This is a genomic window from Pseudomonas sp. LBUM1649 (assembly GCF_059716155.1).
The window spans coordinates 4,247,733-4,261,177 of the sequence record NZ_CP166807.1 but is presented as its reverse complement, the minus strand read 5'-3'; the positions used below and the strand labels follow the sequence as shown (position 1 = coordinate 4,261,177).

At 61.5% G+C, this 13,445-nt stretch carries 11 protein-coding genes; 10 read left to right on the top strand and 1 reads right to left on the bottom strand.

Features of this window, described 5'->3' with window-relative positions; genetic code table 11:
* Window positions 1-72 precede the first annotated feature (72 nt).
* The 10 genes from ACA058_RS19675 (at window position 73) to ACA058_RS19630 (ending at window position 12,504) form a co-directional block, all read left to right on the top strand.
* On the top strand, window positions 73-1,029 hold the full coding sequence (locus ACA058_RS19675) for a fumarylacetoacetate hydrolase family protein (protein ID WP_497635518.1): 957 nt from the start codon (window positions 73-75) through the stop codon (window positions 1,027-1,029).
* Window positions 1,029-2,930, top strand: coding sequence for an acyl-CoA synthetase (locus ACA058_RS19670; protein WP_497635517.1), 1,902 nt, complete (start codon window positions 1,029-1,031; stop codon window positions 2,928-2,930). Before ACA058_RS19675 ends, ACA058_RS19670 begins: the two co-directional genes overlap by 1 nt.
* A gap of 161 nt (window positions 2,931-3,091) precedes the next feature.
* Entirely contained in the window at window positions 3,092-4,408 is a 1,317-nt protein-coding gene (locus tag ACA058_RS19665; protein ID WP_497635516.1) for an outer membrane protein transport protein, read from the top strand.
* 553 nt (window positions 4,409-4,961) lie between these two features.
* On the top strand, window positions 4,962-5,759 hold the full coding sequence (locus ACA058_RS19660) for a cupin domain-containing protein (protein ID WP_497635515.1): 798 nt from the start codon (window positions 4,962-4,964) through the stop codon (window positions 5,757-5,759).
* Window positions 5,756-6,304 (top strand): 2,4'-dihydroxyacetophenone dioxygenase family protein, encoded by a 549-nt coding sequence (locus ACA058_RS19655; RefSeq protein WP_497635514.1) that lies wholly within the window; start codon window positions 5,756-5,758, stop codon window positions 6,302-6,304. The genes ACA058_RS19660 and ACA058_RS19655 overlap by 4 nt, the downstream gene beginning before the upstream one ends.
* A 23-nt stretch (window positions 6,305-6,327) precedes the next feature.
* Window positions 6,328-7,575 (top strand): CaiB/BaiF CoA transferase family protein, encoded by a 1,248-nt coding sequence (locus ACA058_RS19650; RefSeq protein ID WP_497635513.1) that lies wholly within the window; start codon window positions 6,328-6,330, stop codon window positions 7,573-7,575.
* Window positions 7,572-8,336, top strand: coding sequence for an enoyl-CoA hydratase-related protein (locus ACA058_RS19645; RefSeq protein WP_497635512.1), 765 nt, complete (start codon window positions 7,572-7,574; stop codon window positions 8,334-8,336). Before ACA058_RS19650 ends, ACA058_RS19645 begins: the two co-directional genes overlap by 4 nt.
* Window positions 8,321-10,129, top strand: coding sequence for an acyclic terpene utilization AtuA family protein (locus ACA058_RS19640; protein ID WP_497635511.1), 1,809 nt, complete (start codon window positions 8,321-8,323; stop codon window positions 10,127-10,129). The genes ACA058_RS19645 and ACA058_RS19640 overlap by 16 nt, the downstream gene beginning before the upstream one ends.
* Window positions 10,126-11,286, top strand: coding sequence for an acyl-CoA dehydrogenase family protein (locus tag ACA058_RS19635; RefSeq protein ID WP_497635510.1), 1,161 nt, complete (start codon window positions 10,126-10,128; stop codon window positions 11,284-11,286). Before ACA058_RS19640 ends, ACA058_RS19635 begins: the two co-directional genes overlap by 4 nt.
* Before the next feature lie 123 nt (window positions 11,287-11,409).
* Complete coding sequence (locus tag ACA058_RS19630; protein WP_497635509.1) at window positions 11,410-12,504, top strand: SMP-30/gluconolactonase/LRE family protein; 1,095 nt, start codon at window positions 11,410-11,412, stop codon at window positions 12,502-12,504.
* 278 nt (window positions 12,505-12,782) lie between these two features.
* On the opposite strand, the gene ACA058_RS19625 is transcribed toward ACA058_RS19630, so the two are convergent.
* Window positions 12,783-13,277: a YbhB/YbcL family Raf kinase inhibitor-like protein gene (locus ACA058_RS19625; protein ID WP_497635508.1), complete on the bottom strand. Its 495-nt coding sequence runs from the start codon at window positions 13,275-13,277 to the stop codon at window positions 12,783-12,785.
* Window positions 13,278-13,445: the final 168 nt, after the last annotated feature.

Here is a 13,445-nt window from a genome sequence, read left to right as displayed (position 1 = left end):
GCTCCCTCAGAACAACACCACAATTCCCGCGCCACCGAGCGCGAGACAAACACCGCTCCAGGAGTACCTTCAATGTCTGCTGTACACGTAGTTCGCTTTGAGTTTCAGAACGGTATCCACTGGGGCGTACTTCGCCAGGGCCGTATCACAGTTGTTCCCGGTACTTTTGATACCACCGGTGACTTCATTAGCCAGAACAGTATCGACGACCTCGCTCAACTGAAAGGCACGGAGCTGGATGCGGGCGAAGTGAAACTGCTGTCGCCGGTGACCCGTAACCAGCAGTTCGTCTGCCAGGGCGCCAATTACCGTCAGCACATGATCGAATCGGGCATGGACCCGGATGCGAAGAAATTCAACATGATCTTCACCAAGGCAACCAGTTGCCTGGTGGCGGCTGACAGCGACCTGATCAAGCCGCGCCACGTGCGCTTCCTTGACTACGAGATCGAACTGGGCCTGGTGATGAAGCGCGCGATCACCGGCGCTGTTTCTGTCACCGACGCCAATCTGCATGAGTTCATTGCAGGCGTCGTCATAGTCAATGACTACTCGGCGCGTGACATTCAGATTCCCCAAATGCAGTTCTACAAGGGCAAGAGCTACCGCACTTTCGGCCCGGTCGGCCCGTACCTGTGCCTTCTGGATGACAAGAGCATGCATTACCTGAAAGAACTGCAGCTGCGCCTGACAGTCAACGATCAGGTGCGACAGAACGACAGCACGGCCAATCTGGTTTACGGCCCCGCTGAAACCCTGACCGAACTCTCCGCCTTGCAGGATCTCGCCGTTGGAGACCTGATCGCCACCGGTACGCCTGCAGGCTGTGCTCTGACGATCCCTTCGCCTGCCAAAATGCGCATTGCCGCCATGCTGCCCGAAGCCACCAAGTGGAAGCTTTTCCTCAAGGCGCAGGAAGGCCGGACGCAGTACCTCAAGGCCGGTGACGTGGTCGAGGCGCGCATTCGCAGCGCCGATGGTGTGATCGACCTCGGCGTACAACGCAACCGCGTCGTGGGGGAAGCCTGATGGTTGTGCAGACCCTGGATGACATCGAAAGTCTCGAACGAGTCCCTTTGTCGGAGCGTGGTCTGGCTTGCAGCACTTATGAAGCGCTGCGTCAGGCGGCCGAGCGCACCCCCCAGGCACCAGCGCTCAGTTTCTTCGCTGATGCCGCCGATTTCAAACGCACCTACAAGTGGAACTACTCCCAGCTTTTCGCGGATATCACCCGCGCGGCAAATGCCTTCCATGACCTGGGCATAAAACCGGGTGAGGTGATTGCCTTTGTTTTGCCCAATCTGCCGGAAACCCATTTCACGATATGGGGCGGGGAGGCGGCGGGGATCGTCATGGCGATCAATCCTCTACTTGAAGCCAAGCAGATGGCTGGCTTGCTGAATGCCGCGAAGGCATCCGTGGTGGTGACACTTGCGCCGACGGCGGGCAGTGACCTGTGGCCTAAATTGGCGTCGCAACTGGATCAGTTGCCCATGGTCAAGTCTGTTGTCTGGGTCAGCATGGAGCCCTATGTCGCGGAACCTGTACGTGAGGCCCTGAAAGCCGTGGCACTGAAGGAACGAGACTTGCACAGCGGCATCGCGATCCACGATTGGCAATCGCTGATGAATGCTCAGCCGCACACACACCTGCAGAGCGGTCGGCAAATCCGCCAGGATGAGTGCTCCTCCTACATCTGTACGGGCGGCACCACGGGACTTCCCAAGATCGCCGCGCGTACCCATGGCTCTGAAGTATTCAATGCATGGGCCATCGCCGCTCACATGCAGCCACGCAGTGGTGTCCAGGTTATGTTTTGTGGCCTGCCGCTGTTTCATGTCAATGGCCAACTGGTGACTGGACTGATGCCTTGGACTCAAGGCGACCATGTGATCCTCGGGACGCCTCAGGGGTATCGTGGCGAGGGCGTGATCCCTCGATTCTGGGAGATGGTCGAGCACTTCGGTATCAACCTCTTTTCCGGCGTGCCTACTGTCTATGCCGCACTTTTGCAAAATGAATGGCAGGGCCGCGACCTGTCCAGTCTTCGCTATGCAATCTGTGGCGCCGCACCGATGCCGGCTGAGCTTTTCCGGGAATTCGAGCGCCGTACCGGGGTTAAAATTCTTGAAGGTTACGGTCTGACTGAGGGCGCCTGCGTGTCCTCAATCAATCCGCCCTATGGCGAGCGCCGTATCGGCTCCATTGGGATACGGCTCGCCTACCAGAACATGCGCGCGGTCGTGCTCAATGATTCCGGAGAATACGTGCGCGACGCCAACGTGGATGAGATCGGTCTGATCACGATCAGTGGTCCGAACCTCTTCGAAGGTTATCTGGATGAGCGTCATAACCAGGGCCTTTGGATCGATATCGACGGCCAGCGCTGGCTCAATACCGGCGATCTGGGTCGCCAGGATGCGCAGGGTTATTTCTGGCTGACTGGACGCAAGAAGGAGTTGATTATCCGCGGCGGCCACAACATCGATCCCAAGCAAATCGAGGAGGCTCTGCAGGCGCACCCCGCCGTCGCCCTGGCCGCTGCCATCGGCAGCCCCGATGCCTACTCGGGCGAGGTGCCGGTCGCCTACGTTCAACTGCGTCCCGGGCAAGCCTGCAGCGCCGAAGAACTTGAGGCGTTTGCTCAATTGAACATCAGCGAGCGGGCAGCCGTTCCCAAGCGCATTGAAATCCTCGAAGCGTTGCCACTGACTGCCGTGGGCAAGATATTCAAGCCCGCTTTGCAGCAGCGCGAAATTGCCAAAGTGGTCCTGCAGGAAGTGGAACGTCTGGGGCTTTCGGATATTGCTGTTGAAGTCGTGCAGGACAATCGTCGTGGGCAGGTTGCCTACGTCAGGGCCGGCACTGGCCAGGAAGTCCTGGCTCCGCTCTTGGGGCGATATAGCTTTGCTGTCGAGTGGCTTAATTGAGTTTCTGAATCGCATCTGTAGTACAGCAATGATGCCCTGGCGCTGTTCAGCCAGGGCCTTTTACACAACTTCGATCAACTCCAACCGGCACTGGGAAGGGTACGGGAAGGCAAAGCTTTGCCTGCGTGCGATTAACAAAAACAATAAACAAGAGGTGGAAAATGCAGCTGAATAACCGTGCGATCCCATGTTTCTCCGCTCAGCGAAAATGTGCTGTATGGATTAAATTCAGCAGTGCCATGGCACTCCTCAGCGCCTCTACAATGGCAGGCGCCAACGGCATCGGCCTGAATGAACAAAGTGCCAGCAGTGCAGGGACTGCTTACGCGGGAAGGTCGTCTTCGGCGCTGGACGCCAGCACCATTTATGGAAACCCCGCAGGCTTGACCAAGTTGAAGCGCAGTGAGATTTCCGGCGGCACCGCGGTCGTCTCGGCCAACATCGACATCAGTGATGCGCAGAGCAGTGCCGCAGGGACGAATGAGGGGGACTCGGTACCTTTGGGGGTGGTGCCCTTCGCTTATATGTCGACGCCGCTTGATGATCGATTTTCGATAGGTGTGGGCCTGTATGCGCCGAGTGGTCTGATCAATGATTACGAGAGCAGTTTTCAGGGCCGCTACCATGGTTCCTATAGCACAACCAAAGAAATAACCCTGCAGCCCACCATTGCCTATCGGATCAATGATCACGTGTCCATTGGTGGCGGACCGACCATAAACCGTTTCAATGCCAAGCTTCAGAATTATATGGCCACCGGCGCCCTGAACAATGGCGAGGATACACTGGTCACCATCAAAGGCGATGACACGGCCATTGGCTACAACCTTGGCCTCCTGGTTGACTTTAATGAGGCAACCCGTTGGGGAATTACTTACCACTCGAAGGTGGACTATCACCTCAAAGGGCATACGGAAGTTTCCGGCTCCCCGAGCGCTGTCATGGACGGAAATTATGACAACAAAGTAGACATTACTATGCCCGAATCCGTGGATACGTCCATCACCCATCGATTCAATAGTCGCTGGACCGGATACCTGGGAGCCACCTGGACACGTTGGAGCCGGATCCAGGAGGTCAAGGCAATCAACAGCGGTGTTTCCCCCGTGGGCCAGGCGGTTGGCATGGAGACCATGACCGAACTAATGAACTGGCACGACACGTGGAGCACCGCGGTGGGCGCATCCTATCAATTGAACCCCCAATGGCTGCTGCGCGCAGGATACGCCTATGATCCATCGCCAGTGGGAAATGAGGATCGCAGCGTGCGCGTTCCGGTTGGCAACCGCCAGGCCGTCACCTTCGGCGCCGCTTATTCACCGAACACCGATCTGACGATAGACCTTGCTTATGGTTATCTCTGGGATTCCAAAGTTTCAGTAAACCAGTCGAACGACTCCGGTCTGCAACCGGCATACAGTGCCAACTACGAAAATAGCGCGAATGGGGTTTCTGTGCAGGCGACCTATCGGTACTAATCGATTTGACCCAGAGCATTTCCACTACGAATTGATTGAGTAGTTTTTCCAGCGCCCATTACTGAACCTGTCATGGGGGCTCTTTACAGCGGGCGGACGCTACGCGTTCCACGGCGTTAGTAGCCATGCCTGATCGAGGCGCTTTACCAAGCTCCTTGCTGTCGGTGCACTCTCCACAAGAGAGTCTCTGTTTTATCTCTGCGCCTGTCTGAAGGTCGTCGCTATCCGTGGCGATTTGAAAGACTCCGAACTCGCGCTCTGCGAGTTCGGGACGGCGCCACCGAAATACGCAAATCAAAGTCTAGAGGTGTTGTGTTGCCAAGCCGCTATCACTTACTTAAGTGGATGGCAGCTTTTGGCTGTGCTGTCTGTCGGGAAGGGCAACAATCGACCCGCAGGAGGCGTTTAATCCATTGAAAACAGATCCGCCTCTGCTTCGTACCGTCTGGCCAGAATCTCTGTGGTCACCCCAATGAGGTGCTTGACGAGGGTCATTTTTCATGGCAAAACTCCTAACATTAGATCTTTAGGTTTAAGTCTCGTAGGAGGTTCTATGCTTACGCATAACGTTCAGGATCCAGCTGCAATAAAAGCCATCCCCACTGTGATCAGGGCGGCGGACCTTGCTGCCTACTCGCCGGCGAACCACACCGGCACCTCCAATGTGCGCGTGATCGGCCCTGAGACCGTGGGCGCGACGGCACTCGAAGTGCTGGTCGGTACGATCGTGAAATCCCATGGCGCGAAGCCGCACGCGCATCCGTACCTGGAGCAATGCGCCTACATGATTGAAGGCACTGGCGAGTCGCAAGCGCAGGGGCGCGTCGACGTGATGGGCCCCGGAACCTGGACCTACGCGCCGGCGGGCGTGTTCCATACATTTCGCGTGACCAGCGACCAGCCCGGACGGCTGCTGGTGGTCTATGCGCCGCCTTATGGCGAGAACCCGGCGCAGACGATCACGGAACCCGACCCTGCGGTTGCTGAGTGCGGCGACGTCCGCTTGCTGACCGTCGACGCGGCCGCTACCGGCAGGGTTCCACTGATCGATCACGACACCGTCGGCGCGCAGTGGGTCGACATCTCGGCGCTGCGGATGCTTGCCGGCAGCGCATTGGCCTGCCCGACAGAACCCGACGCCGAGCAGGTTCTCTACGTCGAAGACGGACGGATCGAGGCGCACGTCGACGGGCAGGACTTCCTGCTCGCGGCGGGCGACTTTCTGTTTTTACCTTGCGGGGTTTCCACAGCCTTGCGCTGCCCGCCGGAGCAGCCCGCATCCGGCTTTCTCATTCAAGGACGGCTTCCCACCACCGCTTCATTCCCAACAACAAAAGGAAACAACGCATGAACGCTAAATTTCCCACCCAGCAAAAAACTTCCACCGGCGCGTTGCTGCCGGTGGTCGGCCTCCCGCAGGACACTCTGCTGACCGTCAACATCGAGCAGATCCCACTGATCAAGAATGTCTTCCCGGGCATCCACATTCAGCCGCTACGCATCGACCCTGAGCGCGGCGAGTGGGTCATCAAGGCCATCGTGGAGCCCGGTTGCTCCCTGCCGATTCACTACCACACCGGTACGGCGCAGGTGTGGACGATCCAGGGCTGCTGGAAGTATCTCGAGTACCCCGACCAGCCGCAGACGGCGGGCTCCTACCTGTTCGAGCCGGGCGGCTCGGTACACACCTTCTACACCCCCAAGGAAAACACCGAGGACACCATCACCATCGCCTGGATCGAAGGCGCGCAGGTCAGCTTCAACGACGACGGCACCTTCCACTCGATGAATGACGCGGCTTCGATCCAGTACGCGATCGAGACTATCGCTGCAGCGCACGGCCTCGGACCAGTGCCTTACATCCGTGGCAACAGCGCCGACATAGCCGGTTCCTGACCGCAAAGAGGAGCACGGACCGAATGAATAACAACTCAAGCCAGGGTGGGCCGCTCGCCGGCCTGCGCATTATCGACATCACCGAAGTCGTCATGGGACCTTCAGCCACGCAGATGCTGGCTGACCTTGGCGCCGACGTGATCAAGGTGGAGCCGCCCGGTGGCGACATGCTGCGCGCCACCGGGCCCGGTGGCCGAGCTGGCGCCGGTCCGCTGTTCCTCAACCTGAACCGCAACAAGCGCAGCATCGTGCTGGACCTTAAGAATCCTGTCGGCAAGGAGGCGCTGCTGAAACTGGCGCAGACTGCCGACGCACTGATCTACAACGTTCGGCCGCAGGCCATGCAGCGGCTCGGGCTGGATTACGAAGCGGTACGGCAGGTGAACCCGCGCATTATCTACGTCGGCACCTTCGGTTTCAGCCAGCGCGGCCGCTATGCGTCCTCGCGCGCCTTCGACGACCTGATCCAGGCCGCCGTCGCGATCCCCGAGGCCAGCGTGCGGGCGGGGTCCGAGGTACCGCGCTATGCACCGCTCAACCTCTCGGACCGGGCGACGGGCCTGTACGCGTTCGGTGTGATCTGCGCGGCGCTGCTTGCGCGCGAACGCACGGGACGCGGCCAGTCGGTCGATGTGCCGATGTTCGAGACGACCGCGCAGATGATGCTGGGCGATCACCTCTACGGCCACACGTTCATTCCGCCGCGCGGGGGCTTCGGCTATCCGCGACTGCTCAACCCGCATCGGCGGCCGTACGCCACGCAGGACGGTCTTGTATGTCTGGTCGTCTACACCGACGACCAGTGGAAGGCCTTCATGCGCGTGGTCGGCGAGGCCGAGCGGTTCGAGAGCGACCCGCGGTTTGCCGACGGCGAATCACGCACGCAGCATGTCGAGGTGCTGTACGAAATCCTCTCCGACAACCTGAAAACCAAGACCACGAAAGAATGGGAAGAGCTGCTGGGGCCGCTCGGCATCCCGGTACTCCCGGCGCATACCTTCGAGACCCTGCTGGAGGATCCGCACCTGAAGGACATCGGCTTCTTCCAACAATTTGAGCATCCCACCGAGGGCGTGTTGCGGACCATGGCGGTACCGAGCGAATGGCCGCAATCACCGCTGCCGCCGTTGCGCCCGCCGCCGCTTTTGGGTGAGCACAGCGAGGAAGTGCTCGCGGAGGCTGGCTACTCGCCCGAGCAGATCCGCGAGATGGTGTTGACCAGCGTGACCCAGGTGACGACGGTACCCAAGGAAACGGAGGTCAAGACATGACGACGGTCCTTCAAGAAAGCCGGCAGGAGGGTCGGCTGATTCTCACCATCGACCGCCCGGAGCGCCGCAATGCGCTCAACGCGGACGTCATCGCGGCGCTGCAGCAAGCCCTGCAGCGCGCCCGGGCGGACGACTCGATCCGCGCTGTCGTGCTCACCGGCGCGGGCGACGAGGCGTTCTGCGCCGGTGCCGACCTGGGCGCGGATTCGTTCGCGTTCGACTACGCCACGCCAACCATCGCCTATGCCGACCTGCTGCGCACCGCCCGCACGCTCGACGTGCCGCTCATCGCCCGGGTCAACGGCGCCTGCATGGCCGGCGGCATGGGCCTGCTCGCGATGTGTGACCTCGCCATCGCTGCCCCGCACGCGATCTTCGGCCTGCCAGAAGCGAAGGTCGGCGTGTTCCCGATGCAGGTGCTCGCCGTGTTGCAAGCCCAAGTGCCGCAGCGCTGCCTGGTACAACTTTGCCTGACGGGTGACCCGATCGATGCCGCGAGAGCGCGCGAGATCGGCCTGATCAATGACGTGGCGGATGACCTCGACGGTGCGATCGAGCGCCTGCTGTCGCGATTGCTCGGCAACTCGCCCACCGCGCTACGCCGTGGGCTGTATGCGATGAAGGCGATGCGCTCGATGTCGTTCGAAGAGGCTATCGCGTTCGGCGAAGGCCAGATCGGCCTGCTGGCCATGACCCAGGATGCGCGCGAGGGCATCGCCGCATTCAAGGACAAAAGGAAACCGCAATGGACCAACAAATGAATTCGAAAGCCGCGAACAAGCTCGTGCGCATCGGCGGCGCCTCGGGCTTCTGGGGCGACAGCAGCCTCGGGCCTATGCAACTGGTAAGCCAGGGCGACATCGACTACCTGGTGTTCGACTATCTCGCCGAGCTGACGATGTCGATCCTTGCTGGCGCACGCATGAAGCGTCCCGAGGAAGGCTATGCCATCGACTTCGTCACGGTGGCGCTGCGCTCGGTGCTAAAGCAGGCTGTAGAGAAGGGCATTCGCATCGTCAGCAATGCCGGCGGCGTGAACCCGAAGGGCTGCGCCGCGGCGGTGCAGGCTCTGGCCGACGAACTCGGCGTGGCGGTACGCATCGCGATCGTCGAAGGCGACGACGTGCTGCCACTGGCGGCCGCCATGCGGGCGGCCGGCACGGTCGGAATGTACAACGGCGAACGGATGCCGGAACGGTTGGTGACGGCCAATGCCTACCTTGGCGCGTTGCCGGTCGCGCAGGCACTCGACGCAGGTGCCGACATCGTCATCACCGGCCGTTGCGTCGACAGTGCGGTCACGCTCGGCGTGCTGATGCACGAATTCGGTTGGGCGCCTGACGACTTCGACCGGCTTGCCGCGGGCAGTCTCGCCGGCCACATCATCGAATGCGGCTGTCAGGCCACCGGCGGCTTGCACACCGACTGGGCCGCGGTGCCCGACTGGGCCAACATCGGTTATCCGATTGTGGAGTGCCGCAACGACGGCAGCTTCGTCGTCACCAAGCCTGCGGACACCGGTGGGCTCGTCTCGACCGGGACGGTCGGCGAGCAACTTTTGTATGAGATCGGCGACCCGGCCCGCTATCTGCTACCGGATGTGATCTGCGACTTCCGCCAGGTGCGCCTGGAGCAAGTCGGGCCGCATTGCGTGCGGGTGACCGGTGCGCGCGGCCTGCCGCCGACCACTACCTACAAGGTCAGCGCCACTGCGCCGGCGGGCTTCAAGGTGTCCGGGCAGCTCACCATCGTCGGGATCGATGCCGCCGCAAAAGCCCAGCGCACCGGCGAAGCGCTGCTCGAGCGTGGCCGCCGGTTGCTGCGCGAGAACGGGTTCGCGGACTTCCTGGCGACGCGCATCGAGCTGCTCGGCACCGAGTCGGCCTACGGCCCGCACGCCCGGCCGTTGCCGACGCGCGAAGTCGTGCTGCGCCTGACCGCGACGCATGCCGACCGACGCGCGCTGGAGTTGTACAGCCGCGAGTTCGCCGCCCCCGGCACGTCATGGTCGCCGGGCACGACCGGTTCAGGTGGCCGTCCCTCCGTGTCGCCGGTCTTGAGGCAGTTCGCCTGGCTCATTGCGAAAGAACAGGTAACGCCGACGGTCACGCTCGGCGAGACGACGTTCACCGTGACGTTGCCGCCATCAACACCGGAGGTGTTGCCGGAACGGCTGGCGCCCATCGAGGGTGCGCTGCCCGCCGGTCCACGCCAGACCGTGCCGCTGGTGAGAATCGCGCTCGGGCGAAGCGGCGACAAGGGCGACACGTCCAATATCGGCCTGATCGCCCGCCATCCGGCACTGTTGCCGGTGCTGATCGAGCAGGTGACGCCCGAACGCGTGAAGGATTACCTCGGCCACCTGGTGCTGGGGCCGGTGCACCGCTACGAACTGCCCGGCATTCATGCCATCAACCTCCTCTGCGAGCGCGCACTGGGCGGCGGCGGCATGGCGTCGCTGCGCAACGACCCGCTCGGCAAGGGCATGGGGCAGATGCTGCTCGACCTGCCGGTCGAGGTGCCCGAAAGCCTGCTGCAGGAACTGCCCGCATGAATTTCGATTTATCGCAAGACCAGCTCGCGATCCGCGACGCCGTCGAGGCGATCTGCGTCGACTTCGGTGCCGATTACTGGCTCGAGCGCGAGCGCGACGGACGCTGGCCGAGTGAATTCTGCGACACCATCGCCCGCGGCGGCTGGTTCGGCGTGACCATGCCCAAAGAGCATGGCGGCGCCGGCCTCGGCATCTCGGAAGCCGCAATGGTGATGCGCACCATCGGCAAACTCGGCTCGGCGGCGGTGTCGTCGGTGCATCTGAACCTGTTCGGCCCGCAGCCCGTGGTCGTATTCGGCAGCGAGGCGCAGAAGCGGCGCTTTCTGCCGCCATTGATCGAAGGCACGGATCGCGCCTGCTTCGGCGTGACCGAGCCGAACATCGGTTCTGATACCACACGCATCAGAACCTTCGCGCGCCGCGCGGGCGACCGCTACATCGTCAACGGCCAGAAGGTCTGGACCTCGACCGCGCAGCACGCCAACAAGATCCTGCTGGTGGCCCGGACGACGCCGATCGAGGAATGCGCGAGGCCGATGGACGGCGTCACGCTGTTTTATACGGACCTCGACCGCAAGCGTGTGCGCATCTGCGAGATCGAGAAGATGGCGCGCAAGGCCGTGGACTCGAACGAACTGTTCATCGACGGTCTGGAGATCCCGGTCGAGGATCGCATCGGCGAGGAAGGCCAGGGGTTCAGGTACCTGCTGCACGGTCTGAACCCGGAGCGCATCCTCGTCGCGGCCTCTGCGCTCGGTGCCGCGCAGACGGCGCTGACGAGTGCGACGGACTATGCCAGGGAACGCGTCGTGTTCGGGCGGCCGATCGGCATGAACCAGGCGATCCAGCATCCGCTTGCCGAATGCTGGATGCGCCTGCAAGCGGCCGAGCTGCTGATGTGGAAGGCGGCGGCGCTCTACGACGCCGGCAAGTCCTGCGGCGTCGAGGCCACGGCGGCGAAGTACTTGGCGGCCGAGGCCAGTTTCGAGACGTCATTGCGTGCGGTGCGCACACACGGCGGATTCGGCTATGCCACGGAGTACCACGTCGAGCGCGGCCTGCGCGAAAGCGTGCTGTCGCTGGTCGCGCCGGTGACGCAGGAACTCGCGCTGTGCTACGTCGCCGAACAGGCGCTTGGCCTGCCTAAATCGTATTGATCTGCGCAATACGATAAACCGCATCCAGAGCTTGAGTGCGCGGGCGCTGCCGTCGCCCGGGTTACGGCGCACCTGTGCGCATCCAGAAACACTTATAACAATAATGAGAACGTCGACATGAGAATGAACAAAGCGAAGACGATGCCGATATTGCTGGCGCTGGCGTTCCTGGCGACGCCGCTCGCCACAATGGCCTGGGAGCGGGGCAAGGTCGAGACATTCGCCACGTTGCCCGCCGGTGAGGCACATCCCGAGGGGATCACGGTGGACCGCGAGGGCAACGTCTATGTCGTCACGGTGGCGGCGGACAAACCCAGTACGAGCGAGGGAGCGCTTCTCGTGTTCGACCCGCTGGGCAAGCATTTGCGCACTGTCGACATCAAGGGATCGAGCAGGTTGTTGCTTGACCTCGGCTTTCATCCCCGGACCGGCCAGTTGCTCGTGGTCGACTTCAAGGCCGCGAAGGTTCTGAGCGTCGATCCCGTGTCGGGTGCCTCGTCCGTGTTCATGACGGTCACGGGCCAGCACCCCGGCCTCGACGGGATAACGTTCGACGCCGCCGGCAACGTATACGTGACCGATGCGCATCAGGGCATCATCTGGAAAGTCGGCCCCGAGGGCGGCGAAGCGTCGGCATGGGTCAGCAGCCCACTGCTCAAACCGACGCGTATACCGCCAACCATCGGCGCCAATGGTCTGAAGTTCAATAACCAGAAGACGGCGGTGTTCGTCGCCAATACGGCGAACGACACCATTGTGAAGATTCCGGTGACAGGCCCGACGCTCGAGCCCGGTACGCCTGAAGTCTTCGTCAACCGTGTCGGCGGCGGGCCCGACGGTCTGATCATCGACGAGCACGACAACCTTTGGGTCGCGTGCAACCAGTCCAACGAGATTCTCGTGCTGGAGCCGACCCAGGGTCGTGTGATTGCCAAGCTCGGCGATTTCGGCGGAATCAATCGCGACGGTGCGCCTATCGGCTTTCTTTGGTCGAACAGCCTCGTATTTCACGGTGACGACGTTCTTGTCACCAACCTGTCCTTCGATATAGAGACGGTTCTATCGCAGCTTAGCGATGAGCTCGGCTTGACGCATCTCGTACCCAAGACTCTGCGAACCATTGATGGACCGTGGGCTCGCCAGGTGAAGGTTCACACGATCTCGAAAATCAAGAAGCGGATACCGGCAGGAATGGACGTCGCCGGGAAAACAGAATGACAACCATTGCGCGCACTGCGTTGTGAGCGGCGTGAGCATGAGCAAAGCCAGGAGGACAGTTTCATAACATGGTTTGAGGGCCAGGTCGTGAGCGTGGTCGGCGCTGCCGGCAAAAGTATTGCGCGTACCAATCCATAACAAAAAATATAGATGGAGTAGCGTCAATGACAACAACCAAGTTCAGGCGCCGGCAAGATTGCCCTTGGCCGTAAACCGGCTTAACCGCAGCCCCTGCGCGCGGGAACGGATGCGCGCAGGGTGACCACCGGCGCGTGCATTCAGCGTTTGTAAAGGCCGGTCAGGGTGGCCGTGGCGAGTGTGTTCTGGTGGATCAGGAAGCGCACCACCGCGTTGGTCGGGTTGGCCGGCAGCTCCAGCTTGGGAACGCTCAGCGCGTGCACAGTGAAGATGTAGCGGTGCGCGGGCAAGCCCGCGGGCGGGCAGGGACCGCCATAGCCGGCGGTGCCATAGTCGTTGGGGACCTGAGTGCCACTGGCGCCCAGGTCAGTGGCGTCGGTGGAGCCCAGGCCCGCGGCGAGCTGGGTGACGGACAAATCGATGTCGAACAGAATCCAGTGCCAGAAGCCGCTGCCGGTAGGCGCGTCCGGGTCGTACAGCGTCAACGCGAAGCTCTTGGTGCCTTCCGGCGCGCCCTGCCATTGCAGCGCGGGCGAACGATTCTGGCCGGTGCCGTAGAAGCCATCGAACTCATGCACCCGTTGCAGCGGTTCCTGATCTTTAAATTCAGGCGATGTTACTGTGAAGTTACCCATGCCATTTCCTTTCATTTGATCTTGGTAGTGGATTGGCCTCGATCTGTCCGTCTTCGACATGGAGAACCTGCTCAGCGTCGGGTTCTGTCGTGCAGGCCAATGCACTGCCGACATTCATCCGCATCGAACCTCCAACGAGACTTAAACCTAAAAATCCAATGTTAGGAG

Excerpts from the sequence above, each read along its gene's own strand:
- ACA058_RS19675 (WP_497635518.1), top strand. The coding sequence starts at position 73 with ATGTCTGCTGTACACGTAGTTCGCTTTGAGTTTCAGAACGGTATCCAC.
- ACA058_RS19670 (WP_497635517.1), top strand. The coding sequence starts at position 1,029 with ATGGTTGTGCAGACCCTGGATGACATCGAAAGTCTCGAACGAGTCCCT.
- ACA058_RS19665 (WP_497635516.1), top strand. The coding sequence starts at position 3,092 with ATGCAGCTGAATAACCGTGCGATCCCATGTTTCTCCGCTCAGCGAAAA.
- ACA058_RS19660 (WP_497635515.1), top strand. The coding sequence starts at position 4,962 with ATGCTTACGCATAACGTTCAGGATCCAGCTGCAATAAAAGCCATCCCC.
- ACA058_RS19655 (WP_497635514.1), top strand. The coding sequence starts at position 5,756 with ATGAACGCTAAATTTCCCACCCAGCAAAAAACTTCCACCGGCGCGTTG.
- ACA058_RS19650 (WP_497635513.1), top strand. The coding sequence starts at position 6,328 with ATGAATAACAACTCAAGCCAGGGTGGGCCGCTCGCCGGCCTGCGCATT.
- ACA058_RS19645 (WP_497635512.1), top strand. The coding sequence starts at position 7,572 with ATGACGACGGTCCTTCAAGAAAGCCGGCAGGAGGGTCGGCTGATTCTC.
- ACA058_RS19640 (WP_497635511.1), top strand. The coding sequence starts at position 8,321 with ATGGACCAACAAATGAATTCGAAAGCCGCGAACAAGCTCGTGCGCATC.
- ACA058_RS19635 (WP_497635510.1), top strand. The coding sequence starts at position 10,126 with ATGAATTTCGATTTATCGCAAGACCAGCTCGCGATCCGCGACGCCGTC.
- ACA058_RS19630 (WP_497635509.1), top strand. The coding sequence starts at position 11,410 with ATGAACAAAGCGAAGACGATGCCGATATTGCTGGCGCTGGCGTTCCTG.
- ACA058_RS19625 (WP_497635508.1), bottom strand. The coding sequence starts at position 13,277 with ATGGGTAACTTCACAGTAACATCGCCTGAATTTAAAGATCAGGAACCG.